Genomic DNA, 24,990 nt, shown 5'->3' on the forward strand with positions numbered 1-24,990 from the left:
CGATCGGGCCGATGAAGAAGATTGCAAGCAGACTGCGCAACTGGCTGGAGTTCCCGGTTCTGCTGGCCGGGCTGGTCATTGCCGGCGGGCTGTGGGGGTTCGAGGAGCTGATGGAGCTGGCGCGGGCCACCACGCCGCATGCCTTCGACACCGAAATCCTGCTTGCCTTCCGCAAGGCCGGGCAGCCCGACAATCCGATCGGACCGGCGTGGCTGGAAGGGGCGATGCGCGACATCACCAGCCTCGGCAGCGCCAGCGTACTGGTGGTGATCACGGCAGCAATGATCGTCTACCTGCTCCTTATCCGCAGGCCAGGCGCGGCGCTTCTCATGTTCGTCGCGGTAGCGGGCGGCCAGCTCCTGTCAAGCGTGCTGAAATTCGACATCGACCGGCCGCGCCCTGATCTGGTCTCGCATCTCGCCGATGTGGCATCGCTTTCGTTTCCGAGCGGCCACGCCATGCTGTCGGCGGTGACATATTTGACGCTGGGCAGCATGGCGGCGCGGTTTTTGCCCGGGCGGACAACGAAGATCTATGTACTCGGGCTGGCGGTGCTGACGACGGTGGTGGTCGGCATCAGCCGCATCTATCTCGGCGTCCACTGGCCGTCCGACGTATTGGCCGGCTGGTGCGCCGGCTTTGCCTGGGCGATGCTGTGCTGGCTTGCGGCACGGTTCCTGCAGCGATGGCTTGGGCGGGCCGACGGCACCTGACTCAAATCAGCCTGTTGATCAGGCCATGACCGCAGCCTGCCAGCAGGAAAACCATCGACAGCAAGGCTGTCGAGGTCGCCAACGCTTTGAATATCTTCACCCGCTCATCCTTTTGAAGTCGTGCCTGTGAAATCGGGATCGCAGTGGATGTCCCGCCAAACGATGCCGAGGTTTGTAGCATGACAGCGCATCGGCTGGCAAAGAGTGCTGCATGTTTGGAGGCAGACCATCAATCCTTGGTGCAGGAAGACGTCGCCGACCGCGCCAGCGCAGGAACTTCATCCTCGACTGTTCGGCGGTGCCGTTCTTCGATTCAACGGCGGCCAATGTCATCGAGGGTGCGGCCCACAAGGCGAGCCGCGCCGGCGTTCGCTTCATTATATCAGGCGCTTCGCCGCAGATACGCCGCATGCTGATCAACCACGGCGTCAAGCGGCCGCTGGTGACTTATGCCGCCTCGATCACGGATCGCGGGCGCAGCTGAAGAAAGCCGCGCCCGCCGCCTGAGCCGATGGCTGGCTTAGTCGAGGCCCAATGCCGCGATCTCGCCGTCGTTCATCAGCGGCACGAAGATTGTCGACTTGCCGTCGGTGCCGATGTCGGCGCTGCCCGGTTTGAACGTCGCAACCGCTTGCGGCGTGCCGCCGGCTTTGTAGCGGTAGAGCGTGCCGGTCATATACGCGGTGGCGTAGATGCTGCCGCCGATGGCAACGACGCCATCGAGGTTGGCAAACTTTTCCGCGCCGGGCAGTGGCGAAACGGCCTTGGTAGCAAGATCGACCGAGAGCAGGCCGCCCGGCTCCGCGGTGCTGAAGTCGGGCTTGATGCCCTTGCCCCAGGAAGCGACGATCAGCCGGCCGCCATCGGCGAAGATGCCATTCGGCGAAGCAAGCGCCGCATCCCTGACGAACAGTTCGGGCCGGTCGCCGTCGATGCGATAGATCGTATCGGCAAGCATATCCGTGACGTAGATCTTGCCGGACGCGTCGGCGGTCACGTCGTTGAGGAAGACCGCGTTCGGCACGTCGATCGTCGATGTTAGCTTGCCGCTTGCGAGATCGACGACGCGCACATGGGTGAGGTCGGCGACGTAGAGTTTGCCGCCGACAATCGCCATGCCCTTGGGCGCGTCCATGCCGTCGGTCCAGTGTTGCGTGACTAGCTTGCCGTCCATCGACAGGATCGACAGATAGCCGTTGCCGTCGGCTTCGCCGGGATTGCCGACGATGTTCGAGACGATAACGCGCTGGCCGGCGGCGTCGAACAGCGCCGATTCAGGCTGCTCGAGGCCGCCGGTGCGCCAGAGTTCAGCGGCCTGAACTGCTGGCGCGGCCGCGATGCCGACCAGGGCGAGAAGTATCGAGGTGAAGAGGCTCTTCATGGCTAGTCTCCTGTAATGGACTGGCGGAGAGCTAGGCCTTTCGATACTTTTCGGGAAGATCTATCAGGACTAGTACCGAAGGCTGATACCAAATCGTGCAAAAGAGGTGCATCCCATGAACGGCCTGATCTTCGAAGCGCTGAAGCGGACGCTTAAGGCAAAGGGCATCACCTATCGCGTCCTTGCCGAGCGGATGGGTGTTTCCGAGCCGACGGTGAAGCGCATCTTCCACGAGCGCAACTGCAAGCTCGACCGGCTGATGGAGATCTGCACTGCCGCCGGCGTAGAGTTGGAGAACGTGCTCGGCTCTATGAACAGAGGACCAGGACCCGCCAACCAGATCGCGCCGGAGATCGAGCGCAAGCTCGCCGGGCGGCCGGCACTGCTGTTCGTCTTTGTCATGCTTTCCGAGAAATTCACGCCCGAAGGCATCATGCGCTCACAAGGGCTGAGCGAGGCTTCGATGTTCCTCTATCTGCGCGACCTCGAGGAACTCGGCCTGGTCGCGCTCGGTCGCGGCCTGTCGGCAAGGCTGCTGGTCGAGGCGCCGATCCAGTGGAATTTCGACGGGCCATTGCGGCCGCTGTTCGAGATGACCAACAAGAATTTCATCGGCTGGGCCATTACCCATCTTGAGCGCGAGGCGACGTTCGTCAGCTTCTCCAGGCGGATGCGGCCGGAAACGGCGGAAATGATCAAGCGCGAGGCTGAGGAATTGGCGGAGCGCGCCAAATTGCTTGCCCATCACGACCAGCACACGACGCCCGAAGACGGGCTGGTCGGTTACAAATGGACGTTCGCGTTCGGCGCAACGCCGTTCCCGGTGATCATGCCGATCGGGCCGCATCCGCGCGACGCAGGCGCGCGGACACCCGGCCGGGCCGCCGCAAAGCTACCGGCCTAGCCGCCACCCTGAGCCCTTGTCTCGGCATCGGCAATCCTGGGCTTGTCATCCCAGACCATCTGCCGGTAGTCGAAGCCGTATTCCAGCGTCGGCTTGACGATACGGAAATAGGGCGACAGGTCGAAATCGCGCGGCGTGTAGAGCGAGTGATGGCAGATGTGCAGGATTTCCCTGCGCGAATAGCTCGACTGGGCCGAGGCACGGCCAGGCGCCCGGGTAATCTCCGGCAGGATCGGGTAGCGGATCAGGCCATAGGCCTCGGCATCAGCGACGAGCAGATGGCGCGCGTCGGGTCGCCGGAACCGAAAGCCAGCATGCGGCGGCGCCAGCGCACCGGCACCGGCGGCGTCGGCAAGAAGTAGCGCAGCATGTCGAATATGTTCTTGAGATCGTATCTGAGACCGAGCCTGCCGATCATGAACGCGACGACCGCTTCGCGGTCATCCGGAGCCAGGCCACTCGCACGGCAGATGCGGGTGTTGTAGCTGCGATAGCGCGACAGCGGCACGGCGATGCAGCCATCGCCGAGCGTGACCTCGATCAGGCGCCGCCGCTCCGATCCGTCCTCCGGCTCCGGTAATGCATCGCCGACATAGAAGGCGGCATGCGACCAGGTCGACTGGGTGAGGTATTTGATCGCCGCCGAGATCTTCTGGTTACCTTCGATGAGTAGGATGTCGCCGGGCTCAAGCGTGCGGCGCAGCGTTTCGGCATCCGACGGCGTGTAAGGCTCGTAGAAGGTCGATTCCTCCTGCAGCCGGCCTGCAAGCCAGCGGCCAAGTCGGTCAGAAGCGTGTCGCCGGGCTCGGTCATGCCAGACGGCGATTACCACAGGGCGGCAAATTAGACCATGATCAGCCCACGCCAGGCGCGCCGGCGTCTTCGTGCTGCGGTGCCGCTGTGAGATCTTCGCGCACCTTGCGGGCGAGCTTCCTCGTCGAGCGCTTCGGACTGTCGCCGAAAAGCTCGGCCGCCTCGGCGAGGCAGGTCTTTTTCAGGCCCTTTTCCGAGCGCTTCAGCAGCTTGGCAAGCAACCGCGTCTCCTCAGGGGGGCCGAGCGGTTGGTCCTCGGCATCTAGAAGCGCGCGCATGACGAACACATCGTGGAACTCGCCAAGCCGCTCGCCCAATTCGTCGACGGCCTTGCGCCGCGTCTTGATCGGCGTCGGCCACAGCCTGCCGAGCAGCGACAGGTGCATGCCATGCGTCTTGGCCGCCTTGCGCAGATCGTGAAAGTCATCGGCTTCGCCGCGCGAAGCCGCCTTGTCCAGCGCTTTCCTGGCGCGGCGCAAAGTGGTGCGCGCGCCTTCGGCGAGCACGTCGGCAGCCTGCTCCGGCTGGTCGGGCAGAGCGAGCTTGTCGATCCGGGCGACACCTTCCTCGCAAGCGGAAATCGCCGCGCCTATCGCAGCATCGAGGCCTGCTCCGCCATGCAGTTCATGCTGGCGCGCGACGAGCCTGTCACGCACGGCACCGAGGCCATCGCCGGCACTTTGCTCGGGAAAGCTTGCCGCCAGCCGGTCGATTGTTTCCACCAGTGCGGTCGCCTCGCGCGGACCGGCAAGCAGGGCCGCCACCTGGCGGTAGCACTGATTCTCCGTCACGCAGAATGTTTCGTCTCCGGAACGGACAAGGCGCAGCAAGGCGCGGACGTTCTTCAGCCGTTTGCGGCATTTGTGCAGCCCCTGTTCGGGCCTGTCACGCGCGGCGTCCAGATGGACAAGCGCCTTGCCGATCTCCTCGGCGAGGATGCGCCTGACCTCTCCGGTCAGCGACATGCGCGGATCGATACGAAAGCTCATGCGACGATCTCCGGAATCCCCCCAAGGGCGAGCGACGCGTTGTAAAATCTCGGCTCGCCGGTGACTTCACGGCCGAGCCAATGTGGCAGCATTTCGTCCTGTACATCATCCGGCGTCTCGAGCTCGGCGATCACCAACCCCGCAAGCGTCCCGCCGAAGACATCGACTTCGTAGCGATAGCCGCGGTGTCTAACATGATGGCGTGTCTTCTCGATGACATGTCCGATGGCAAAGGCCTGCATCTCCTGCGCCTCCGCCAAAGGTACCGGATATTCGAATTCGTCGCGCTCGCGTGCCTGGCTGCCGAACTTGAGCGTCAGCTTGGCGGCCGCATCGTTGCTGATGCGCACACGCACCGTGCGGCTGGGTTCGGCGACTAGGTAGAATTGACGGATATGAATGTCCGCCTCGACCATTGCCCGCCATTCCTCACCTGAGACCAGGAACTTACGCTCGATTTCCTTGCCCATGGCCAGGCACTAAAGCGCGCACGGCCAGAGTTGGCAAGCCGCTTGACCGCACTTGACTTTAATCATTCGATTGATTAAATTGTTGGCCATGATCAAATCGCCCAGCGCCAGCGGCCTTCCTCATGAGGCGCCCAAGACCGCCGCGGATATGACGCGGACGGCACTCGTGCGCGCGGCGCTGAAGCTGTTCGGACGCCAGGGTTTCGACGGCACGTCAACGCGCCAGATCGCGGCCGAGGCCAAGGCCAATATCGGCTCGATCGCCTATCATTTCGGCGGCAAGGAAGGGCTCCGCAACGCGGCGGCCGACTACATCGTCGACAACATCCAGACCGTTGCCGGCCAGGCGATCGGCAATCTGCAAGCGCCGGCCGCGGCATTGGCGGACGCCGAGGCCGCGCGGGCACATTTGGCCGTCGCACTGGAGCGGATGGTCGCCTTCATCGCGGCAAGGCCGGAAGCCGGCGAGATTGTACAGTTCGTCCTGCGTGAGCTGTCTCATCCAACCGCCGCGCTCGACCGTATCTATGATGGCGTGTTCGAACCGGCGCATCACCGACTCTGCCTGATCTGGGAACAGGCGACGGGCGAGCCGGCCGAGAGCGAGCGCACTAAACTCACCGTATTCACGCTGATCGGCCAGGTCGTCTATTTCCGCATCGGCCGCGAGGCAGTTATGCGCCGGATGGGCTGGCGCGAGATCGGCGACGACGAGGCCGGCAAGATCGCGGCAACAATAACCGACAATCTCAGCGCGATTTTAGCTCGGCGCGATTTGGCTGTCCGGAAGGATCGTGGATCATGAGCCTGCTCTGTTCTTTGCCGCTTGCCGCCCAGCTTTTCAGCGCCTGCGCGCCGGCAGCACCGCTCGCCGTCGGCTACGTCGAGGGCGATTATGTGCTGCTCGCGCCGATCGAGGTGGCGCAGGTCGAGACGATTGCGGTCAAGCGAGGCGACCGCGTCGCGCCCGGCACGCCGGTGGTGACGCTGGAAAACGCCGACGCCAAGATCGCCATCGCACAAGCCGAGGCAGCGCTTGCGCAAGCCCAGGCGCAACTCGCCGATCTGCAGGTCGGCAAGCGGCCGGAAGAGATCGCGGTGCTCAAGGCGCAGGTCGACATGGCCAAAGCACAAGCCGCCGACTCCAAACGCAGATACACCCGCGCCAGCGATCTGTTCAAACGCGGCACCGGCACACAGGCCGACTACGACACGGCTTCCGCGGCTCTCGAGACGGCCAACGCGCAGGTCGGCCAGGCGGAGGCCAATCTCGCGGTCGGCGGCCTGCCGGCACGGCCGGAGACTATCAAGGCCGCCGACAATCAAGTCAGGCAGGCGCAATCGGCGCTGGAGCAAGCGCAATGGCGGCTGTCGAAGCGTGTGCTGACCGCGCCCTCGCCCGGCCGGGTCAACGATGTCATCCGCTATCCAGGCGACACGGCCGGTCCGACCGCGCCGGTCATCTCCATGCTGCCGGACGGCGCGGTGAAGCTCAGCGTCTATGTGCCGGAAAGCGCGTTCTCCTCGGTCGACGTCGGCACGCTGCTCAACGTCCATTGCGACGGCTGCGGGTCGGGCGTGAAGGCACGCGTCAGCTATGTGTCGCCCGATCCGGAATTCACGCCGCCGGTGATCTACTCGCTCGAGACCCGGCAAAAGCTGGTCTATCTGGTCGAAGCGCGGCCGGAGGGCGACGCCAGCGCCTTGCAGCCCGGGCAGATCGTCGACGTCGATCTGGCGGACATCGGAAAATGAACGTCATCGACGTGCACGGCCTGGTCAAACGCTTTGGCGACAAGACCGTCGTCGATCATGTGACTATGGCTGTGGCCGAGGGCGAGATCGTCGGCTTCCTCGGGCCGAACGGCTCGGGCAAGACGACGACCATCCGCATCATGTGCGGCTTGCTGACGCCGGATGAGGGCGAAGGCACGGTTCTGGGCTTCGACATCCGCACCGACAGCCTGCGGATCAAACGCGAAGTCGGCTACATGACGCAGAGATTCTCGTTCTACGAAGATCTGACGATCGGCGAGAATCTCGAATTCGTGGCTCGGCTGTACCGGCTGAAGCCGCTCGACGAGCACGTGGCTAAGACGCTTGAGGAGCTCGGCCTGACATCGCGCAGGAACCAGTTGGCCGGTACCCTGTCCGGCGGCTGGAAGCAGCGGCTGGCGCTGGCCGCCTGCATCATGCACAAGCCGAAACTGCTGCTGCTCGATGAACCGACGGCGGGCGTCGACCCGAAAGCGCGACGCGAATTCTGGGACGAGATCCACCGGCTGGCGAGCGGCGGCCTGACCGTGCTGGTCTCCACCCATTACATGGATGAGGCCGAGCGCTGCCATCGCATCAGCTACATCTCCTACGGCAAGATGCTGGCCACCGGCACGGTCGAGGACGTGGTGAGGAATGCCGGGCTGACCACCTTCGTCCTGCAAGGGCCGCGGCTCGATCAGGTCGCTGCCGCACTTCATGGCCGCCCCGGCGTCGACCAGGTGGCGCCGTTCGGCGCGACGCTGCATGTCGTCGGCTCCGACAGGACGGCACTTCAGGCAGCGCTCGCCGATGTCGAGAAAGAGCACGAGGGCGTTACGGTGACGCCCGGCGAGACCAGCCTGGAGGATGTGTTCATCCAGTTCATGTCCGGTTCGAAGGACAACATGGGATGAAAAATGGGATAAACAGCATCTTTTCGTTCGCCAGGCTAGGCGCGCTGCTGATCAAGGAGTTCATCCAGATGCGGCGCGACCGCATCACCTTCGCCATGATGCTCGGCGTACCGTTGATGCAGCTGGTGCTGTTCGGCTATGCCATCAACAACGATCCGAAGAGCCTGCCGGCAGCGCTGGTGGCGATGAGCAGCGATCCTTACACACGAGCCATGGTTTCGGCGCTGCAGACCACCGGCTATTACCGCTTCGACCACGTCGCGCAAAGTGCCGCCGAAGCCGAATTCCTGATGGCGCGCGGCGACGTCGCCTTCGTCGTCACCATTCCCGCCGATTTTGCCCGGCGGGTCGAGCGCGGCGACAGCCCGCAGATTCTGATCGAGGCGGATGCGACCGATCCGGCCGTCGCCAGCGGCGCCATCTCGACGCTCGGCACCGTCGCCAACCAGGCGCTGCTCAGGGCACGCGGCATGCAGGAAACGGCGGCCGAGGCTGCCCGGGGCCAGCTCCAGGTGGTGGTGCACCGGCGCTACAATCCGGAAGCCGTCTCGCAATACAACATCGTGCCCGGCCTGCTCGGCGTCATCCTGCAGATGACGATGGTGATGATGACCTCGATCGCGCTGACGCGCGAGACCGAGCGCGGCACGATGGAGAACCTTCTGGCGATGCCGTCAAGCCCGCTCGAGATCATGCTGGGCAAGGTGCTGCCCTATCTGGCGGTCGGCGCCGTGCAGGTGCTGGTGGTGCTGGCAGCCTCGAAGCTTCTGTTTGCCATCCCCTTCACCGGATCGATGTCGCTGCTGTTGACGGCGGTCCTTATCTTCGTCTTGGCGCTGGTGCTGCTCGGCTACACGATCTCGACGATCGCCCGCACGCAAATGCAGGCCCTGCAGCTCACCTTCTTCTTCTTCTTGCCGTCGATCATGCTGTCCGGCTTCATGTTCCCCTATCGCGGCATGCCGGACTGGGCGCAGGTCTTTGGCGAGGTGCTGCCGCTGACGCATTTCCTGCGCATCATCCGCGCGGTGATGCTGAAGGGCGCCGAACTGCCGGCGGTGGCAACGGAAATCGGCTGGCTGGTGGTGTTCGTGGCCCTGTTCGCCGGTATTGCGCTGGTGCGGTTCCGCCGGACGCTGGATTAGGGTCGAACTCGATCCGCTTTTGCAAATGATCGAGATTCACACGGACTTGGCCTGGCCCGGGACCGGTGTCAACTCAGGCGCATTGAGCCCTTCGAAGGGATCGCGCCAGGCGTCGATTTCTTCGAGTTGAAGATACCAGCGACTGACAGAGGGATAGTCATCGAGCGGCAATCGGGCGACATCGTTGAAGGGCAGAAACGTCGCCATTCGAAAGTCGGGATAGGAAACCGAAGCGCCGACCAGCCATTCTCGCTGGGAAAGCTCGGCATCAAGTATGGCAGCGGCCGTGCGGAAGTCGCTCAGGCCCTCCTCAACCCGCGCCTGATCTATCGGGCCGAGCCCATAGCGCTGTTTGGTCCCGCGTTCGAAATGCACGACATCGCAGGCTCTTGCGAAGTTCTCTTTCCCCCAACTCAGCCATCGGATCATCTCGGGCTCGTCGTCGCCAGCGCGCCAGAAATCCGAATGCATATCGCGCGAAAGCCGACAAGCTATGGCGTCGGCCTCCCAGAGGCTTTTTCCCGAACCTATAAGGATGGGCAATGAAAGATTTGGATTGAGCGGGCGAAATCGCTCGGCCTGGCCCGGAGCGAAGGGAGAGGCGAATTCAAACTCGACCTTGGCGTTGAGATACCGTGCCACCGCGACCGCGAGGCGAGGATTGGGATTGCGGCTGAAGAACAGTTTCATTGATCTCAGTCTTTGAAGGGTACCGGTTCGACCGGGTGCAACGGACGCTTGAGCACCTCGAAATCGGCACATGAGCTGGAACTGATTGCTATCCTAGCCGGCAGCAATGATCTCGGCATAGGTGCTGAGATCGACATTGCCGCCGGAGAGCACCACGGCAATGCATTTGCCGGCAAGGTCGATTTCGCCTGACGACAGCGCGGCCAAGCCGACGCAACCGCCAGGTTCGACGACCAGCTTCAAGCAAGCCATCGCGTCGCGCATCGCCTGTGTCACCGCGCTGTCGGAAACGGCGATGGCGCCGGCGAGATTCTTGCGGTTGATTTCGAAAGTGATCGCGCCGGGCTCGGCGACGAGAAGGGCATCGCAGATCGAGGTGTGGCCGGGCGCGTTCGACACCCTGGCGCCTTTGATCAGCGAACGGCGTGTGTCGTCGAAATGCTCGGGTTCCACGGCCCAGACGGCGGTGCCCGGCGAGGCGTCCTTGACCGCGATCAAAATGCCGCTGCTCAAGCCGCCACCGCCGCAGGGAACCACCACCGCATCGAGGCTGACGCCAAGCGCGCTTGCTTGGCGCATCAATTCGAGGCCGACCGTGCCCTGGCCGGCGATGATGGCCGGATCGTCGTAAGGCGGCACCAGGACCATGCCCTTTTCCACGTAAGAACGGACGACGGCAGTGCGATCGTCGCGGACCCGGTCGAAGGTGATCACTTCGGCGCCCATCTTCCTGACATTGCCGACCTTCATCGCCGGCGCGTCGGTAGGCATGGCGATTACGGCCTTGACGCCGAACATCGCCGCCGCGGCGGCGACGCCTTGCGCGTGATTACCCGACGAGAAGGCGACGACGCCGCGGGCGCGTTCTTCCGCCGAGAGCGAGGAGAGCTTGTTGTATGCACCGCGGAACTTGAACGAGCCGGTGCGCTGCAACGTCTCCGGCTTGAACAGGATCCTGGCGCCGAAGCGATTGTTCAACTCCGGCGATTCGATCAGCGGCGTTTCGACGATCAGTCCGGACAATCGCACTGCTGCGCTGTGAATATCGGCGATGCCGGGAGGGATGGTCATGGCTAGGGTCCTGAGATGAGACCGCCTATGCTGCACGGAAAGGGAGGCGGCGCACCAATGAAAAAATGTGACCGTTACAATTCGTCCTTGGAGGCAGGAGAGTGGGGCGTGACTGTCCCCACCGCCTCCTCGGCCCTCTGCCATGCGTTCGTCGCTTCAGTCGACAAATCGTTGTCGATTGACCGGCATAGCCTGCCGCTCCTCACCCCAACAGCGTCTTTTGCCGTTTGGGGCCGCCCATCTTGCGCCAGGTGTTGAAGCGGTGGGTGGCGGCGGCGAAGGAGATCTTCATCTGCTGGGCAACCGAATAGCGCGACTTGCCCTCGTCGAACAGGCGATAGCAGCACTCGACACCCTCCTCGGTCAACTTGCCGTCGGGAGCCTTGTTGTGCGGATTGGCGGGATCAAATTTTTCGACCTGCTGCTCGACCAGGCCTTTCAGGCGCTGCAGATCCGCCTCGATATTAGCGATAAGATCGAGAACCGGTTTGGGATCAAACGGCTGCTGTTTTTCCGGCATCTGCGGCGTTCCTTTCTCTTGGTTGAGATTCGGTTATATAAGTGAACGTTTGCCGATAGCAACGGCGATGTGTTCGGGATTTTGAAGCCTGTACCTTTTGAGCATGAGTGGAGCGCACACGATTGACCGGCGACGTGCGAGGCCCTAGTTTAGAACTGTTCTAAACTGGGGTGAATTTCTCATGCTTTCCCGCGTTTTCGGCTTCGGCCGCCGTCCCTTTGAATCGCTCTCGGAACAGGAGATTCTGGCGCTCGCCATCTCCTCCGAGGAGGATGACGGGCGCATCTATCGCGCCTATGCCGACGGGCTGGCGGAGAGCTTTCCGCAATCGGCCAAGGTGTTCGAGGAGATGGCGGAGGAGGAGGACGGCCATCGCGATTCGCTGATCGAGCTTTACCGCAAGCGTTTCGGCGAGCGCATACCGCTGATCCGGCGCGAACATGTGAAGGGCTATTACGAACGCAAGCCGGACTGGCTGGTGAGGCCGCTCGGCATCGATCATGTGCGCAGCCAAGCCGAGGCCATGGAGCGGCAGGCCTACCTGTTCTATATCGAGGCGGCCAAACGCACAGGCGATGCGTCGACGCGAAAGCTGCTCGACGACCTGGCGATCGCAGAACAGGGCCACGAGACACTGGCGCAGCGGCTGGAGCAAAAGCATGTGCCGGGCGCGGTCAAGGACGAAGAAACAGCAGCCGAGCAGCGCCAGTTCATCCTGACCTATGTCCAACCGGGGCTGGCCGGGCTGATGGATGGCTCGGTGTCGACGCTGGCGCCGATCTTTGCCGCCGCCTTTGCCACGCATGATACGTTCCAGACCTTTCTGGTCGGGCTTGCCGCCTCGATCGGCGCTGGCATCTCGATGGGTTTCACCGAGGTGGCTTCCGACGACGGCAAATTATCGGGCCGCGGCTCGCCGGCAAAACGCGGGCTGACCGTCGGCGTCATGACGACGCTGGGCGGGCTCGGCCATGCGCTGCCCTATCTAATCCCGCTTTTTTGGACGGCGACCATTGTCGCCGCCGTGGTGGTTTTCTTCGAGCTGTGGGCGATCGCCTTCGTGCAGAACCGCTACATGCAGACGCCATTCTGGCGCGCCGCCTTCCAGGTGGTGCTGGGTGGCGCGCTGGTGTTTGCGGCAGGGGTGCTGATCGGGAATGCCTAACAGTCCTTAACCATTTACCGCCTGGCTGTCCTGAGGCGCCTCGGCGCGTTCGGTCAGGCCGTAATCGCGCACGACATGGGCGATGCGCAAACGATAGTCCGCAAAGATACCGCCGCGCCCGGCCTTCTGCGCCTGCCGATGTTCCTGCGTGTTGCGCCAGGTCTTCACCGCGTCCTCGTCGCGCCAGAAGGACAGCGACAGGATGCGGTTCGGATCGGCAAGGCTCTGGAAGCGCTCGATCGACAGGAAACCGTCGATGCCGTCGAGCAGTGGGCGCAGGTCGGCGGCGATGCCGAGATAGGCATCGCGCTTGCCCGCCGCCGACTCGACCTCGAAGATGACGGCGATCATGGCTTCACCAAAGGAGCATGCGGCCCGGAGGCCAGCTTGAGGAAGATGCGGTCCTCCTTCAGAATGAATTTTTCCCGTCGGGCGAACTCGTAGTTCGCCTTGCCGGCGGGATCGGCGGCGAGCCGGGCGCGGTAGGCTTCGTAGGCCGCAAGACTGTCGATGTTGTAGGCGGCATAAGCCGTGGTGGCCGAGCCTTCGCGCGGCGCGAAATAGCCGATCAGATCGGCGCCGCAGCGCGGGATCGCCTGCCCCCAATTGCGTGCATATTCCTCGAACGCCGCCTTGCCGAACGGATCGATCTCGTAGCGGATGAAGCAGGTGATGGTCATTTTCGCCTCCTTGGCGGTGGATGTTTTCTTGCGGTCACAGTTCGAGCCGGATCGAAACGTTCCGAAGATCGATATGCTAGGCAAATCCCTCGCTGATCATGCCTGCCAGAACGATTTCGCGCATTCGCGGCGGACGTCTTCAGGTGTCAGGCCAAGGTCACGCAGCAGATGATCGTCGATCTCGGCGAGGTCGAGACGCTGCAAATGACGGTCGTACCACCGCTTCAGGAGCCGCAGCCGCAAGCGGCGCAAGACAATGAACGGGAACGGCCGGCGAGCAGGCGCGGCGCTGAGAATGGTCCTTGCAGGCATCGTTGTCTCCTTGATTTGCATCGAGACTAATGCTTTATCTGACGAGGATGCTTCGATGAGGAACGAACTATGCGCGAAGGACCTGACATAGCCCGCACAGCCAGCCTGGTGGGCGATCCGGCGCGGGCAAACATGCTGTCCGCACTGATGGGCGGCACTGCACTGACGGCGAGCGAACTGGCACTCGAAGCCGGGGTGTCGCTTCCGACAGCGAGCTCGCATCTGTCGAAGCTGATGGAAGGCGGGCTGCTGACACTGGCGAGCCAGGGGCGGCACCGCTATTATGGCCTCGCCTGCCCGCAGGTGGCAGGAATGATCGAAGCTATCACCGGCGTTGCCGCCGCGGTCGGGCCGCAGAGGGTGCGACCCGGCCCTCGCGACGCGGCCATGCGCGTGGCGCGGGTCTGCTACGACCACCTCGCCGGCGAGCAGGCGGTGGCGATGCTGGACCGTCTCGTCGCTCGACAAGTGCTCCTGCGCGATGATGAGGAGATTCAGCTTGGGCCGTCGGCCACCTCGCATTTCGCCGCGATCGGCATCGACATCCATACCAAAGCGCGGCGACCGGTGTGCCGCGCCTGCCTCGACTGGAGCGTGAGGCGCTCGCACCTCGCCGGCACGCTGGGCGCCGCCATTCTCGACAAGATCCTCGCCGAGAAATGGGCACGGCGCGAGAAGGACAGCCGTGCCGTGATCTTTTCACCGGTAGGCAAGCAGGCCTTCGAGACGACGTTTCTCGCCTGACGGCTCGCTTCAATGCGCTAGAACGGTTCGTCGTTTCACGGAAACGCCGAACCGCTGTAACTTTTTGTTTTGAAGCATGTCGTTGTCGCAAACCGCTGCACATTTTTGCGCGACATGCATTAGCCGCGCTTGAGCGGCTTGGCCTGCTTGAAAAAATCCGCCCAGGGATCGGCTTGCCCGAGCCGCTTCAGCGTCGTCTTGTCGCCGATCGGAAAGGCGTTCGGCGGCAATCCGGCCTCGATTTCCGCCCAGGTCACTGGCATCGATATCGTGGCGCCTTTTTTGGCGCGCGACGAATAAGGCGCAACCGTGGTGGCGCCGCGGCCGTTGCGCAGATAATCGACGAAAATCTTGCCCGTGCGCGCCTTCTTCGACAGCGTCGCCGTGTAGCGGTCGGGTGCGGCTTGCTCGAGCGCTCGGGCGAACTCATGGGCGAAGCCTTTGACCTCGTCCCAGTCCGCCGACGGCTTCAGCGGGACGAGGACATGATAGCCCTTGCCGCCCGAGGTCTTGACGAAATTAGGCAGGGACAGTTCGTCGAGCCGGCTGCGGATATCGAGCGCCGCGGCACGCACTGCCTTCACGTCGACACCCTCGTCGGGATCGAGATCGAAGATGATCTGGTCGGGTTTTTCCAGTTCGTCCGTGGTCGAGCCCCAGATGTGGATCTCGACGACGCCGAGCTGCACCAGGGCCACGACACCGTCGAAATCGCGGATGAACAATATCTCCTCGCCGTCGGTGGGATCCTTCATCACTGCGATCTTGTCGTGCATGCCGGCCGAGGCATGTTTTTGGAAGAACCGTTGGCCGCCAACGCCGTCCGGCGCCCGCACGAGGCTGAGCGGCCGGTTGATGACGAATTGCTTCATGCGCGGCCAGACCAGCGCGTAGTGATCAACCAGATCCTGCTTCGATACGTTCTCCTCGGGCCACAGAAGCTTGTCGGGGCGGGACAGTGTAACCGAGGTTTTCGCCGCGCCGGCGGGTTCGGCGGGCTTTGGCCTCGGCTCGGCCGTGGCTGAGCGTGCTTTCGGTTTCTCCTGCACGACTTCCTCCGCCGGCTTGTCCTCGCGCAATCCCTGGAACGACGCGTGGCGTATTATACGGTCCGACGTCCAACTGCGAAACTCCACTTCGCCGACAAGTTCGGGCTTGACCCAGACCAGCCCCTTGCCCCTTGGCACCGCCCTGTCGAAGGGCGAGGTTGTCATCTTCAGCGCATCAAGCCTCTTCTTCAGCTCGTTGGTGCTTTTGGCCGTGAAGCCGGTGCCGACGCGGCCGGCATAGCGCAGCTTGCCGCCCTCGTGATAGCCGACCAGCAGCGAGCGCAGGCCCCGCCCGGTCTTGTCCGACGGCATGTAGCCGCCGATGACGAATTCCTCGCGCGCCGTACATTTCGACTTCACCCAGGACGGGACACGGCCGCTGCGGTAGGGCGCATCGGCGCGCTTGGAGACGACGCCTTCGAGCCCCAGCCGGCAAGCATGCTCCAGCATGATCTTGCCGGGCTCGGCAAAGTGGTCGCTGAAGCGCACGGCCTGATCCTCGGCCTGTCCGGCGAGCAAAGTGCGCAGCCTTTCCTTGCGCTCGACCAGCGGCTCGGAACGGATATCCTCACCGTTGAGACGCAACAGGTCGAAAACGTAGTAGATGAAACGATCCGTGCGGCCCGCCGACAGATCTTGCTGCAGCAGCGAGAATGACGAGACGCCGTTATCCGCCAGCACGACGATTTCGCCGTCGATGATCGCATCGGTGCATTTCAGGCCGCCAAGTGCCGCGACAATTGCGCCACCGAATTTGTCGGTCCAGTCGAGGCCGGCGCGTGTCAAAAGCCGCACCTCGGTGCCGGTAAGCTGCGACTGCATGCGATAGCCGTCGAACTTCACCTCATGCAGCCAGTCCTTGCCGGGCGGCGCGTCCCGCTCCAGCGTTGCGAGCGCCGGTTCGATGAATTCGAGCCGCCTTGCCGCGACTGCCTTCTTGCCGGTAGCCGGCCTGTCGGACTGCCAGACCCTTGGCTTCTTGCCGTCGGCGGTCTTGCCTTCGCCGACCTCCTCGATGGTCAGGCCGGATTTCACCGATTGCGGCGCCTCCTGCAAAATGTCCTCGCCCGGACGCGCGGCGGCATCGTCGGATTTGATCAGCAACCAGTTGTCACGCTTTTCGCCCGGACGCGGCTTCAGCCGCACCAGATGCCATGCGCCATGCAATTTGTGGCCATGCAGTTCGAAACTGATATGGCCTTTCTTCATCGCCTTTGCCGGGTCGCCATCGGGGACCCAAGTTCCCTCATCCCAGACAATGACCGAGCCGCCGCCATATTGGTCCTTCGGGATGGTGCCTTCAAACGGCGCATAGTCGATCGGGTGGTCCTCGACATGCACGGCGAGCCGCTTTTCGTGCGGGTCGAGGCTCGGGCCTCGCGTCACCGCCCAGCTCCACAGCACGCCGCCGTGCTCGAGACGAAGGTCGTAGTGAAGCCTGGTGGCGGCATGCTTGTGGATGACGAAGATGCCACCCGGCACGGCTTTCTTGCCGTGCGAAACCTTGCCGGCTGGTTCGGCCGTCTTCTTGAAATTGCGCTTGGCGTGATACTGCTCGAGGCTGGCCATGGGCGGATCCTAAGCAGATTTGCGCCGGGCGGCTTTGGACTTGGCGCCTTTTGCCGGGCGTTCGGTCTTTGCCGGCGCACCGGCTTCCGACGAAAGGCTCTTCTTCAGCGCATCGAAGAGGTTGACGACGTTGGAGGGCCGTGGTTCCGCCTTGGTCTTCGGTGCCTTCTTGCCGGCCTTCTTGGCGCGGACCAGCTCGATCAGGGCGTTTTCGTATTTGTCCTCGAATTCGGAAGGATCGAACTTCGCCTGTTTCTCATCGACGATGTGTTCGGCCAGCCTGATCATCTCGGCGTCGGTCTTCACCGGCTTGATGTCGCCGAACACCATCTCGGGCCTGCGAACCGTATCGCCATAGCGCAGGGTCGTCAGCAGCAGACCCTTGCCCAACGGCTCAATGACCACCGGACGTTCGCGGCGATAGAGCACAATGCGGGCTAGCCCCGCCGTCTTCTTGGCGGCCATGGCGTCGCGGATGACGGCGAAGGCCTCTTCCGAGACCTCGTCCGCAGGCGTCACATAGTAGGGCGCATCGAGATAGATCTGCTGGATCGAGGATTTTTCGATGAAACCATCGAGGCTCATCGTATGCGAGGATTCGATCTGCACGGCTTCGATCTCCTCCTCCTCGATTTGGACGAAGTCGCCGTCGCCGATCTCGTAGCCCTTGATCTCGTCGCCTTCATCGAGCGGCTTGCCGCTTGCCGAATCGACATAGACGCGCTTGACGGTATTGCCGGTCTTGCGGTTGAGCACGCGGAACGAGACTTTCTCGGCCTGGGTGACGACATTGGTCAGTTCGACGGCGCAAGTGACCAGCGAAAGCTTGAGATACCCTCTCCAGGCCGGGCGCGGCGCCATGACAAACTCCCTGCGCGACAATGTTCAACCGAGAACGGGCAAAGTCCGTTCCGGTTCCGGCGGCGCAAAAGGCAAGTCCGAGCTTTCAACCCAGCCTTGCCTTGTTCTCGCTCACTGCCCTACTCGACGGCTTGCAGGTTGACCTTGCTTTCCGCTATTTCGGTAAGCTTGCGGTCGGTTGCCTGCTCCTCCTTGAGGTTGTTGGCCAACACATTGGCGCAGTCGCTGCGGCCCAGTTGCTTGGCCCAAGCAATCAGGGTGCCGTAACGGGTCATCTCATAATGCTCGACCGCCTGGGCGGAGGCGATCAGCGCAGCGTCGAGGACCTCCTTGTCGGCGATTTCGCCGCTGACGTCGTCGGCTTCTTCGAGAATGCCGTCGATGGCCGGGCAGTCGACCTGCTTGGCCTTCACGCCGTGCAGTTCGAACACCTGCTCGACACGCTGGATATGACCCTTGGTCTGAGCGAGATGTTTCTCAAAGCCCGCTTTCAGCTGCGGATCACTCGCCTTGTCGATCATCTTCGGCAGCGATTTCTCGATCTGTTTTTCAGCGTAATAGATGTCGCGCAGCGTGTGCACGAAGAGGTCGTCGAGGGTTTTGATATCCTTCGAAAAGAAACCCATGGCCTTTGCCTTTCCATTGCTCTTGCAGTTTCGGATTTTTTGGCTGCGGCCCACCCGAGCACCACAGTCTGCGAAGCCGGTTCGTCCCGGCACTGGGAAATCAACGTGCGGCTGACGGGCCGGTTCCTGGTTTTCCGGCCGCGTGCACGGAAATTTCGCGGTCCGGCAAAACCTGAAACAAAACCGCGCCTCTGCGACATTCAGGCGAAACATATGTGATGCAAAAGTCACACTGGACGAAATGCAGACGGACTGCATGGAAACACCGCGAATCAGCCGCATTCCAGCCATGAACAAAGGCATTTTCGACCAGAGATTAACATCGCGTTCACCGACTATTCACGCCTGGACGCTATGATCCCCGCAATTCGGAAGGGACATCCGAAACGGGACAGGGACCGAGTAAAATGAGCTTCTGGAATCAAATCGCCGGCTATGCCGCCGCCATCCGCGAATTCGTCGCGCCGACCTATCGGCCTGAGCGCTATTATATGCGCGGCCCAGGCCCCGCCTGCGCGCGCCGTGGCAACACGCTTGGGATCAGCGTGCGCTGATGATGAGCATGGAGAGCCGTCACGACAGCCGTATCTGCCGGCCCGACGCCGACAATCGGTCAACGACCTATCGCGCCGAGCGCCCTGCGCTGACCGACAGACGGCGTGCGACAACGCCAAGCCTCTAGCATTCCGGGCTTTGATCCAGCCGCCGGCAGGCCTAGTGTCGCCTGACACCAGCTGCCGGGCGTCACGTGATCGTCAAGCCGAACCATTCTCCTGAGCCGCCAGAATTCGAATCAAGTCGCCCGTTGATCGTGTTCGACGGTATTTGCGTGTTGTGCTCGGGCTTTGTGCGCATGGTGGTGAAGCTCGACCGCAAGGGCCGCTTCCATTTCGTAACGGCGCAGTCGCCCTTCGGCGAGATGCTGTTCAAGAAATACGGGCTGCGGACGGATCGCTACGAGACCAATCTCGTCATCGTCGATGGCGTGGCTTTCACCCGCCTGGACAGTTTCGTTGCCGTCATGGCCGAACTCGGCTGGCCGTGGCGGGCGGCGCGGATCCTGCTGCTGTTGCCGCGCCCGCTTCGCGACTGGCTCTACGACCGCATCGCAAAGAACCGCTACGCCCTGTTCGGCAAGAAGGACAATTGCGAAATCCCTTCCGCCGAGGTGAGGGCAAGATTGATCTGCTAGGTTCGTTGCCGTGGCCGGGAGCGGGCGGGGCATTTTGGGGGAACTGCGGATGAAGGTTCTTGTCGTCGGCGGCTATGGCACCTTTGGCGGTCGCACCGTCGAGCTTTTGGAGGGCGAGCCGCATCTGATCCTCTTTGTCGCCGGGCGCTCGCTCGCCAAGGCTGACGCGTATTGCAAGAAGCGCGCCCCGACAGCAGCCCAGCTGGTGCCGGCACTGTTCGACCGTGACGGCGATCTCGCCGCGCAACTCGCTGCATTTGAGCCTGATATTGTAGTCGACGCGAGCGGTCCGTTCCAGGCCTATGGCGAGGGACGCTATCGCCTGATCGAGGCCTGCATCGCCCAGCGCATCAACTATCTCGATCTAGCCGACGGCTCGGATTTCGTCGCCGGTGTCTCTGCGTTCGACGAGGCGGCGCGAAACGCCGGCGTCTTCGTGCTGTCCGGCGTCTCGAGCTTTCCGGTGCTGACGGCGGCGGTGGTGCGTCGCCTGTCTTCGGACCTGACGCGGGTCGACGGCATTCGCGGCGGCATCGCGCCTTCGCCCTTTGCCGGCGTCGGCGCGAACGTCATCCGGGCTATCGCCGGTTATGCCGGTCGGCCGGTGCGGCTTGTTCGCAATGGCCGTCCCGAACAAGGCCGTCCGTTTACCGAGCAGCTGCGCTACACTATCGCGCCGCCGGGCCGGCTGCCGCTTCGAAACGCGCTGTTTTCTCTGGTCGACGTTCCGGACCTGCGCGCCTTGGCCGCGCTTTGGCCGGAGGCGAGGACCATCTGGATGGGAGCCGGGCCGGTACCCGAGGTGCTGCACCGCGCCCTGATCGGCCTCGCCTGGCTGGTGCGCGCCGGATTGATCGGTTCGCTTTCGCCACTGGCGCCGCTGATGCATCAGGCAACGAACCGGCTGCGCTGGGGCGAGCATCGCGGCGGCATGTTCGTCGAGGTGGAGGGATCGGACCGGGCGGGCGCCATCGTCAAGCGCTCGTGGCATCTCTTGGCCGAGGGCAATGACGGGCCGCTGATCCCGTCGATGGCGGTCGAAGCACTGGCCCGCAAAGCGCTGGCCGGACATCAGCCCGCGCCGGGCGCACGGGCGGGGGTGCGCGATTTGGAGCTCCGGGATTATGAAGCCCTGTTCGCCGGGCGGACAATCTACACCGGCTTCAGGAACGGGGCGGCGGACGAGGACAAGCCGCTTTATGCCGAGCTGCTCGGTGCCGCCTGGCAAGGCCTTCCCGAGGCAATTCGGTCAATGCATGACCGTACGATCACGGCCGCAGGCCGCGCGCGCGTCGAACGCGGGCGCAATGTTCTTGGCCGGCTAATGGCCTGGACGGTCGGCTTCCCCGGGGCAAGCGAGGACATCCCGGTTCATGTCCGCTTCGACACCGACAAGGACGGCGAGACCTGGACCCGGACATTCGGCAAGCACAGTCTTTCGAGCCTACAGTCCGCAGGCCGGGGTCGATCGCAGCGCTTGCTGTGCGAACGCTTCGGCCCGCTGACCTTCGCGATGGCGCTGGTTGCCGAAGACGGCCGGCTGGCGCTGGTCTTGCGCCGCTGGAGTTTTTTTGGCCTGCCGCTTCCGATGTGGCTCGGTCCACGCTCGACTTCCTACGAAACGGTGAAATGGCCGCTTCCGCTTCCATGTCGAGATCTCGCATCCGCTTGCCGGCATGATCGCCCGCTACCGCGGCTGGCTGGAGCCCTCCGGCCCGCACGGCTCCAGCGAGATCGTGCCGCCTGCCAGCTTGGCCAGTTCGCGACAGTCCTGCGCCGTGCACAGCGTCCAGCCCTGACCCGTGGCGCCCGAGGCGGCGAGCGCGAGGCGCCGCTGTGGCCCGACCTTGGGCGCATAGACCCACCAGCCGTTTCTCAGCACCGAGCCTTGCGGCGGCTCCATCCCGGCGCCCGATCCCTTGATGCGGGCCTCGACCAGCTGCAGGCCGGACGGCAGCACCTTCCAGTCTTCCTGCCACTGGGTCTTCTCCACCGAATGCACCCAGGAGAGCGTGAAGGCAGCGACCGCGAGCGTCACCGTCTTGCCGGCCGCGACGATGCAGAGGCTCATGCTGAATTAGCCAGCGAAGCCTGCCGCGCGCGCCAGCAGTGCCAGCCGATCCAGGCAAGGGACAGCGCCCAGCCCGCCTCGTCGGTGAGCGGCAGCGCGGCAACCAGCAGCACGCCGGCGGCGAAGGCGACGAGACGTTCCCACCAGGCCATGCGCCGGGCGAGGAACCCGACAGCCGCGGCGCCCCACAGGACGATGCCCATGCAGGCCTTGGCAACGATATAGACGACCTCGACGGGATAGCCGAACTGGGCGGCGATCGGGCCGGGGTCCTGCAACATCAGCGCCGGGGTGTAGACCGCCATGAACGGCACGACGAAGCCGGCGACGGCAAGCTTGGTGGCCTGGATGCCGATCTTGAGGCCGCTCTCCTTGGCCATTGGCGCGGCGGCGAAGGCGGCCAGCGCCACCGGCGGAGTGAGGTCGGCCATGATGCCGAAATAGAAGACGAACATGTGGCTGACCACCAGCGGCACGCCGAGCGAGAGCAATGCCGGCCCGGCCAACGACGAGGTGATGATGTAGTTAGGGATGGTCGGGATACCCATGCCGAGCACCAGGCAGGTGAGCATGGTCAGCAACAGCGACAGGAACAGATTGTTCTCGCCGATGGAGATGATCCAGCCGATGAAGGTCGAGGCGATGCCGGTAAGCGTCAACGTGCCGATGACGATGCCGACAATGGCGCAGGCAATGCCGACCGGCAGCGCGTTCTTTGCTCCTTCGGCAAGGGAATCCACGCATATGCGCAGCGTCTCGCGCCCGCCCTTGAAGGTGAGGCAGGCGGCGACCAGCACGGCGATGACCAGGCTGAGGATGTTGACGCCGAATTTCATGAAGGAAGCCGCGGCAAGCCCGAGCGCCAGCCAGAAGACGATGCGGAAGGCGAGCGGCCCGATCGATGCTGCCAGCGGCGTGCCGAGGATAAGCACAATGGTCAACGCCAGGCCCATGGTGCCGGCGAACACCGGTGTGTAGCCGGCAAACAGCAGGTAGATCAGTGCTGCGAGAGGCAGTACCAGCGGCCAATGTTGTCTGACCGCATCCCACGGATTGGGCAGGTCGGCCTTGGCCATGCCGTGCAGGCCGGCCTTGCCGGCTTCCAGGTGCACCTGCCAGAAACAGGCGCCGAAATAGAGCAGCGCCGGAATGATCGCCGCCTTGACCACCGCGGCATAGGGGATGTTCAGGGTCTCGGCCATGATAAAGGCAACCGCTCCCATCACCGGCGGCATGATCTGGCCGCCCATCGACGAGGTCGCCTCGACGGCGCCGGCGAAAGCCGAGCGGAAACCGAAGCGCTTCATCAGCGGGATGGTGAACTGGCCGCTGGCCACCACATTGGCGACGCCGGAGCCGGAAATGGTGCCCATCAGCGCCGAGGACAGCACGCAGACTTGCGCCGGGCCGCCGCGCCATGAGCCGACCAGGCCAAGCGCAAAATCGTTGAACAGCGCGATCATGCCGGCGCGCTCAAGAAAGGCGGCGAAAACGACGAAGATGAAGATGTAGGCGGCCGAGACATAGATCGGCGTGCCGTAGATGCCTTCGGTGCCATAGGCGAAGGTGTCGACGAGCTGGGCGAAATCATAGCCGCGATGGATGAACGGCGGCGGCAGATGATTGCCGGCAAATGCGTAGGCGAGAAAGATGAAGGCAATGACGGCGAGCGGCAGCCCCATTAACCGCCGCGCCGCCTCGAAGACCAGCACGACCAGCACCGCGCCGACGATCAGGTCAGGCGTGGTGAGAAAGCCGGAGCGGCGGATGAGGTCGGCATAGAACACCCAATTGTACAGACCGGTGGCGAAACCAAGCAGGCCGAGCGTCCAGAACACTGCTTTCGCCGGGACGCTTTTGGCGCGCAGATTGGCGATTAGGACAAAGCCGAGCAGCAGCAGGAAGCCGACATGCATGGCGCGTATAACCTGGCTCGGCAGGCTGCCATAGACGGCGATGTAGATTTGGAAGATGGAGAAGGCGATGGCGATAAAAAAAGCCGCCTTGCCGGCGATGCCTTCGCCGAAGCCAGGCGGCAATCCTTCGACAGGAGCTTCCGCTGTGGGGGAAAGAGCGGTCGGGGTTACGGTCATTAGCGGGGTTCCTGGCGGGGCGGTCCCCTCCTCGAGGGGAGGGTGCCGAGCGAAGCGAGGCGGGTGGGGTCGGTGCGGCAGTGCGCGACCTCAACCGACCCTACCCGTCCATTCGCCTTCGGCAGCTGTTCACCTTCTCCTCAAGGGGGAGGGATGGCTCCTTACTTCACCAATCCCTTTTCCTTGTAATACCTCTCGGCGCCTGGATGCAGCGGCACCGGCATGCCGTCGAGCGCCTTGGCCGGGTCGATCGCCTTGGCGGCGGCGTGGGCAGCGGTGAGCTGATCGAGATGCTCGAACAGCAGTTTCGTCATCTGATAGGCGGTCTCGTCGGAGACATCGGCGCTGGTGATCAGGAAATTGCCGACGGCGGCGGTCGCAACATCCTCGGTCTGGCCCTCGTAGGTGCCCTTGGGGATGACCACGGAAAGATAGGGCGAGCCGATCTTGGCGACGTCCTCCGCCGGCACGGCAACGATGTTTACCGGCACTGAGGTGGCGAGGTCACGGATCGACGCGACCCCAAGGCCAGCCGACTGCAGCGTGGCGTCGAGCTGGCGGTTCTTGATCAGCTCCACCGATTCGGCGAAGGGCAGATATTCGATCCGCCCGAGGTCTTCGTATTTCAGCCCGGCAGCGGCAAATATCGTGCGGGCGTTGAGCTCGGTGCCTGAGGCCGGCGCGCCGACCGAAAGGCTCTTGCCCTTGAGATCGGCGAGCGTCTTGATGCCGGATTCCTTGCTGGCGACGATCTGGATGTAATTGGGATAGATGGCGGCAATGCCGCGCAGCTTGTCGAGCTTGCCTGGGAAGCCTGCTTCGGTATTGCCTTCGGCGGCCAGCTTGACGGAATCGCCGAGCGCAAAGGCGATCTCGCCCTTGCCCTGCTGCAGCAGGTTGAGGTTTTCGACCGACGCTTTCGTCGCCTGCACCTGGGTGCGCGCGCCTTCGATGCCCTTGCCGTAGATTTCCGACAGCGCGACGCCGAGCGGATAGTAGACGCCGGACGTGCCGCCGGTCAGCACGTTGATGAATTCCTGTGCCTTGACCGATACCGCGCCAAGGCCAAGGGACAGCGCCAGCACGCCGGCTGCAACAAATTTCGTCCTGAAATTGAGCATGCGATTTCCTCCCTGAAAATTCGCCGCCGTGCCCTCCTCGGCGGCACGAAGCGAAGCGAGTTTAGACAGCGGGCGGGAAATGCCAACCCGCAATAGCAGCGATTAGACGAACGGCTAAGCAGTGCCGCAACACGTTGGC

At 63.3% G+C, this 24,990-nt stretch carries 25 protein-coding genes and 3 pseudogenes; 12 read left to right on the forward strand and 16 right to left on the reverse strand.

Annotation, left to right across the window (positions count from 1 at the left end; genetic code table 11):
- Window positions 1-11: 11 nt before the first annotated feature.
- On the forward strand, window positions 12-713 hold the full coding sequence (locus NKI54_RS30250) for a phosphatase PAP2 family protein (protein ID WP_023679016.1): 702 nt from the start codon (window positions 12-14) through the stop codon (window positions 711-713).
- 259 nt (window positions 714-972) lie between these two features.
- Window positions 973-1,197, forward strand: a pseudogene (locus tag NKI54_RS30255) (sodium-independent anion transporter); the annotation flags it as partial.
- A gap of 36 nt (window positions 1,198-1,233) precedes the next feature.
- On the opposite strand, the gene NKI54_RS30260 reads toward NKI54_RS30255, so the two are convergent.
- On the reverse strand, window positions 1,234-2,094 hold the full coding sequence (locus NKI54_RS30260) for an SMP-30/gluconolactonase/LRE family protein (protein ID WP_023679013.1): 861 nt from the start codon (window positions 2,092-2,094) through the stop codon (window positions 1,234-1,236).
- Between the two features lie 115 nt (window positions 2,095-2,209).
- Here NKI54_RS30260 and NKI54_RS30265 point away from each other — a divergent pair, with 115 nt between their 5' ends.
- Window positions 2,210-2,998 carry a helix-turn-helix domain-containing protein gene (locus NKI54_RS30265; protein WP_023679012.1) on the forward strand — a complete coding sequence of 263 codons (789 nt, stop codon included), beginning with the start codon at window positions 2,210-2,212 and terminating at the stop codon, window positions 2,996-2,998.
- On the opposite strand, the pseudogene NKI54_RS30270 reads toward NKI54_RS30265, so the two are convergent.
- The 3 genes and pseudogenes from NKI54_RS30270 to NKI54_RS30280 form a co-directional block, all read right to left on the reverse strand.
- Window positions 2,995-3,811, reverse strand: a pseudogene (locus tag NKI54_RS30270) (C40 family peptidase). The gene NKI54_RS30265 and the pseudogene NKI54_RS30270 overlap by 4 nt on opposite strands.
- Window positions 3,812-3,852: 41 nt before the next feature.
- Window positions 3,853-4,800, reverse strand: coding sequence for a CHAD domain-containing protein (locus NKI54_RS30275; RefSeq protein ID WP_023679011.1), 948 nt, complete (start codon window positions 4,798-4,800; stop codon window positions 3,853-3,855).
- Window positions 4,797-5,270, reverse strand: a complete 474-nt coding sequence (locus NKI54_RS30280; RefSeq protein ID WP_023679010.1) for a CYTH domain-containing protein — start codon at window positions 5,268-5,270, stop codon at window positions 4,797-4,799. The genes NKI54_RS30275 and NKI54_RS30280 overlap by 4 nt, the downstream gene beginning before the upstream one ends.
- A gap of 88 nt (window positions 5,271-5,358) precedes the next feature.
- On the opposite strand from NKI54_RS30280, the gene NKI54_RS30285 reads away from it, so the two are divergent.
- From NKI54_RS30285 to NKI54_RS30300, 4 genes are read left to right on the forward strand one after another with little or no spacing between them, the layout of a single operon-like run.
- On the forward strand, window positions 5,359-6,075 hold the full coding sequence (locus NKI54_RS30285; protein ID WP_352693333.1) for a CerR family C-terminal domain-containing protein: 717 nt from the start codon (window positions 5,359-5,361) through the stop codon (window positions 6,073-6,075).
- Window positions 6,072-7,025 (forward strand): HlyD family secretion protein, encoded by a 954-nt coding sequence (locus NKI54_RS30290; RefSeq protein WP_023679008.1) that lies wholly within the window; start codon window positions 6,072-6,074, stop codon window positions 7,023-7,025. The genes NKI54_RS30285 and NKI54_RS30290 overlap by 4 nt, the downstream gene beginning before the upstream one ends.
- Entirely contained in the window at window positions 7,022-7,942 is a 921-nt protein-coding gene (locus NKI54_RS30295; RefSeq protein WP_023679007.1) for an ABC transporter ATP-binding protein, read from the forward strand. Before NKI54_RS30290 ends, NKI54_RS30295 begins: the two co-directional genes overlap by 4 nt.
- Window positions 7,943-7,950: 8 nt before the next feature.
- Entirely contained in the window at window positions 7,951-9,087 is a 1,137-nt protein-coding gene (locus NKI54_RS30300; RefSeq protein WP_023679006.1) for an ABC transporter permease, read from the forward strand.
- Between the two features lie 36 nt (window positions 9,088-9,123).
- Here the strand turns inward: NKI54_RS30300 and NKI54_RS30305 are convergent, their stop codons facing one another.
- The 3 genes from NKI54_RS30305 to NKI54_RS30315 all read right to left on the reverse strand — a co-directional run bounded on the left by NKI54_RS30305 (window position 9,124) and on the right by NKI54_RS30315 (window position 11,368).
- Complete coding sequence (locus tag NKI54_RS30305; RefSeq protein WP_352636234.1) at window positions 9,124-9,777, reverse strand: glutathione S-transferase family protein; 654 nt, start codon at window positions 9,775-9,777, stop codon at window positions 9,124-9,126.
- A gap of 93 nt (window positions 9,778-9,870) precedes the next feature.
- Window positions 9,871-10,848, reverse strand: coding sequence for a threonine/serine dehydratase family protein (locus tag NKI54_RS30310; protein ID WP_352693335.1), 978 nt, complete (start codon window positions 10,846-10,848; stop codon window positions 9,871-9,873).
- Between the two features lie 202 nt (window positions 10,849-11,050).
- Window positions 11,051-11,368 (reverse strand): hypothetical protein, encoded by a 318-nt coding sequence (locus tag NKI54_RS30315; RefSeq protein WP_023718860.1) that lies wholly within the window; start codon window positions 11,366-11,368, stop codon window positions 11,051-11,053.
- Window positions 11,369-11,549: 181 nt separating this feature from the next.
- Between NKI54_RS30315 and mbfA the strand changes: the two genes are divergently transcribed.
- Window positions 11,550-12,533: an iron exporter MbfA gene (gene mbfA, locus NKI54_RS30320; RefSeq protein WP_352451856.1), complete on the forward strand. Its 984-nt coding sequence runs from the start codon at window positions 11,550-11,552 to the stop codon at window positions 12,531-12,533.
- Window positions 12,534-12,539: 6 nt separating this feature from the next.
- Here mbfA and NKI54_RS30325 read toward each other — a convergent pair whose 3' ends face one another.
- The 3 genes from NKI54_RS30325 to NKI54_RS30335 form a co-directional block, all read right to left on the reverse strand.
- On the reverse strand, window positions 12,540-12,884 hold the full coding sequence (locus tag NKI54_RS30325; RefSeq protein ID WP_352591711.1) for an antibiotic biosynthesis monooxygenase family protein: 345 nt from the start codon (window positions 12,882-12,884) through the stop codon (window positions 12,540-12,542).
- Entirely contained in the window at window positions 12,881-13,213 is a 333-nt protein-coding gene (locus NKI54_RS30330) for an NIPSNAP family protein (RefSeq protein ID WP_352591714.1), read from the reverse strand. The genes NKI54_RS30325 and NKI54_RS30330 overlap by 4 nt, the downstream gene beginning before the upstream one ends.
- 96 nt (window positions 13,214-13,309) lie before the next feature.
- Complete coding sequence (locus NKI54_RS30335; RefSeq protein ID WP_023678999.1) at window positions 13,310-13,525, reverse strand: DUF1127 domain-containing protein; 216 nt, start codon at window positions 13,523-13,525, stop codon at window positions 13,310-13,312.
- 69 nt (window positions 13,526-13,594) lie between these two features.
- Between NKI54_RS30335 and NKI54_RS30340 the strand changes: the two genes are divergently transcribed.
- Entirely contained in the window at window positions 13,595-14,269 is a 675-nt protein-coding gene (locus NKI54_RS30340) for an ArsR/SmtB family transcription factor (RefSeq protein WP_352591717.1), read from the forward strand.
- A gap of 119 nt (window positions 14,270-14,388) precedes the next feature.
- On the opposite strand, the gene ligD is transcribed toward NKI54_RS30340, so the two are convergent.
- From ligD to NKI54_RS30355, 3 genes are all read right to left on the reverse strand, one after another.
- Window positions 14,389-16,887 carry a DNA ligase D gene (gene ligD / locus NKI54_RS30345; RefSeq protein WP_352693337.1) on the reverse strand — a complete coding sequence of 833 codons (2,499 nt, stop codon included), beginning with the start codon at window positions 16,885-16,887 and terminating at the stop codon, window positions 14,389-14,391.
- A gap of 9 nt (window positions 16,888-16,896) precedes the next feature.
- Complete coding sequence (gene ku, locus NKI54_RS30350; RefSeq protein WP_352591723.1) at window positions 16,897-17,748, reverse strand: non-homologous end joining protein Ku; 852 nt, start codon at window positions 17,746-17,748, stop codon at window positions 16,897-16,899.
- A 119-nt stretch (window positions 17,749-17,867) separates the two neighbouring features.
- A complete protein-coding gene (locus tag NKI54_RS30355) occupies window positions 17,868-18,374 on the reverse strand; it encodes a YciE/YciF ferroxidase family protein (protein WP_352693344.1) in 507 nt (168 codons plus the stop codon).
- 407 nt (window positions 18,375-18,781) lie between these two features.
- Between NKI54_RS30355 and NKI54_RS30360 the strand changes: the two genes are divergently transcribed.
- The 3 genes and pseudogenes from NKI54_RS30360 to NKI54_RS30370 form a co-directional block, all read left to right on the forward strand.
- A complete protein-coding gene (locus NKI54_RS30360) occupies window positions 18,782-18,928 on the forward strand; it encodes a hypothetical protein (protein ID WP_023678994.1) in 147 nt (48 codons plus the stop codon).
- 257 nt (window positions 18,929-19,185) lie between these two features.
- Window positions 19,186-19,566, forward strand: coding sequence for a thiol-disulfide oxidoreductase DCC family protein (locus tag NKI54_RS30365; RefSeq protein ID WP_352591904.1), 381 nt, complete (start codon window positions 19,186-19,188; stop codon window positions 19,564-19,566).
- Between the two features lie 49 nt (window positions 19,567-19,615).
- Window positions 19,616-21,130 (forward strand): annotated as a pseudogene (locus NKI54_RS30370) (DUF4166 domain-containing protein); the annotation flags it as partial.
- Between the two features lie 123 nt (window positions 21,131-21,253).
- On the opposite strand, the gene NKI54_RS30375 reads toward NKI54_RS30370, so the two are convergent.
- The 3 genes from NKI54_RS30375 to NKI54_RS30385 all read right to left on the reverse strand — a co-directional run bounded on the left by NKI54_RS30375 (window position 21,254) and on the right by NKI54_RS30385 (window position 24,851).
- Window positions 21,254-21,637, reverse strand: coding sequence for a DUF1850 domain-containing protein (locus NKI54_RS30375; RefSeq protein ID WP_352451865.1), 384 nt, complete (start codon window positions 21,635-21,637; stop codon window positions 21,254-21,256).
- On the reverse strand, window positions 21,634-23,730 hold the full coding sequence (locus NKI54_RS30380; protein WP_352591726.1) for a TRAP transporter permease: 2,097 nt from the start codon (window positions 23,728-23,730) through the stop codon (window positions 21,634-21,636). The genes NKI54_RS30375 and NKI54_RS30380 overlap by 4 nt, the downstream gene beginning before the upstream one ends.
- 161 nt (window positions 23,731-23,891) lie before the next feature.
- A complete protein-coding gene (locus tag NKI54_RS30385; protein WP_352457892.1) occupies window positions 23,892-24,851 on the reverse strand; it encodes a TAXI family TRAP transporter solute-binding subunit in 960 nt (319 codons plus the stop codon).
- Window positions 24,852-24,990: the final 139 nt, after the last annotated feature.

It is taken from the genome of Mesorhizobium sp. M0663 (assembly GCF_040320585.1).
GTDB lineage: Bacteria > Pseudomonadota > Alphaproteobacteria > Rhizobiales > Rhizobiaceae > Mesorhizobium.

What these genes read in the sequence shown, in the direction of transcription:
- NKI54_RS30250 (WP_023679016.1), top strand. Translation starts at nt 12, where the DNA reads ATGAAGAAGATTGCAAGCAGACTGCGCAACTGGCTGGAGTTCCCGGTT.
- NKI54_RS30260 (WP_023679013.1), bottom strand. Translation starts at nt 2,094, where the DNA reads ATGAAGAGCCTCTTCACCTCGATACTTCTCGCCCTGGTCGGCATCGCG.
- NKI54_RS30265 (WP_023679012.1), top strand. Translation starts at nt 2,210, where the DNA reads ATGAACGGCCTGATCTTCGAAGCGCTGAAGCGGACGCTTAAGGCAAAG.
- NKI54_RS30275 (WP_023679011.1), bottom strand. Translation starts at nt 4,800, where the DNA reads ATGAGCTTTCGTATCGATCCGCGCATGTCGCTGACCGGAGAGGTCAGG.
- NKI54_RS30280 (WP_023679010.1), bottom strand. Translation starts at nt 5,270, where the DNA reads ATGGGCAAGGAAATCGAGCGTAAGTTCCTGGTCTCAGGTGAGGAATGG.
- NKI54_RS30285 (WP_352693333.1), top strand. Translation starts at nt 5,359, where the DNA reads ATGATCAAATCGCCCAGCGCCAGCGGCCTTCCTCATGAGGCGCCCAAG.
- NKI54_RS30290 (WP_023679008.1), top strand. Translation starts at nt 6,072, where the DNA reads ATGAGCCTGCTCTGTTCTTTGCCGCTTGCCGCCCAGCTTTTCAGCGCC.
- NKI54_RS30295 (WP_023679007.1), top strand. Translation starts at nt 7,022, where the DNA reads ATGAACGTCATCGACGTGCACGGCCTGGTCAAACGCTTTGGCGACAAG.
- NKI54_RS30305 (WP_352636234.1), bottom strand. Translation starts at nt 9,777, where the DNA reads ATGAAACTGTTCTTCAGCCGCAATCCCAATCCTCGCCTCGCGGTCGCG.
- NKI54_RS30310 (WP_352693335.1), bottom strand. Translation starts at nt 10,848, where the DNA reads ATGACCATCCCTCCCGGCATCGCCGATATTCACAGCGCAGCAGTGCGA.
- NKI54_RS30315 (WP_023718860.1), bottom strand. Translation starts at nt 11,368, where the DNA reads ATGCCGGAAAAACAGCAGCCGTTTGATCCCAAACCGGTTCTCGATCTT.
- mbfA (WP_352451856.1), top strand. Translation starts at nt 11,550, where the DNA reads ATGCTTTCCCGCGTTTTCGGCTTCGGCCGCCGTCCCTTTGAATCGCTC.
- NKI54_RS30325 (WP_352591711.1), bottom strand. Translation starts at nt 12,884, where the DNA reads ATGATCGCCGTCATCTTCGAGGTCGAGTCGGCGGCGGGCAAGCGCGAT.
- NKI54_RS30330 (WP_352591714.1), bottom strand. Translation starts at nt 13,213, where the DNA reads ATGACCATCACCTGCTTCATCCGCTACGAGATCGATCCGTTCGGCAAG.
- NKI54_RS30335 (WP_023678999.1), bottom strand. Translation starts at nt 13,525, where the DNA reads ATGCCTGCAAGGACCATTCTCAGCGCCGCGCCTGCTCGCCGGCCGTTC.
- NKI54_RS30340 (WP_352591717.1), top strand. Translation starts at nt 13,595, where the DNA reads ATGCGCGAAGGACCTGACATAGCCCGCACAGCCAGCCTGGTGGGCGAT.
- ligD (WP_352693337.1), bottom strand. Translation starts at nt 16,887, where the DNA reads ATGGCCAGCCTCGAGCAGTATCACGCCAAGCGCAATTTCAAGAAGACG.
- ku (WP_352591723.1), bottom strand. Translation starts at nt 17,748, where the DNA reads ATGGCGCCGCGCCCGGCCTGGAGAGGGTATCTCAAGCTTTCGCTGGTC.
- NKI54_RS30355 (WP_352693344.1), bottom strand. Translation starts at nt 18,374, where the DNA reads ATGGGTTTCTTTTCGAAGGATATCAAAACCCTCGACGACCTCTTCGTG.
- NKI54_RS30360 (WP_023678994.1), top strand. Translation starts at nt 18,782, where the DNA reads ATGAGCTTCTGGAATCAAATCGCCGGCTATGCCGCCGCCATCCGCGAA.
- NKI54_RS30375 (WP_352451865.1), bottom strand. Translation starts at nt 21,637, where the DNA reads ATGAGCCTCTGCATCGTCGCGGCCGGCAAGACGGTGACGCTCGCGGTC.
- NKI54_RS30380 (WP_352591726.1), bottom strand. Translation starts at nt 23,730, where the DNA reads ATGACCGTAACCCCGACCGCTCTTTCCCCCACAGCGGAAGCTCCTGTC.
- NKI54_RS30385 (WP_352457892.1), bottom strand. Translation starts at nt 24,851, where the DNA reads ATGCTCAATTTCAGGACGAAATTTGTTGCAGCCGGCGTGCTGGCGCTG.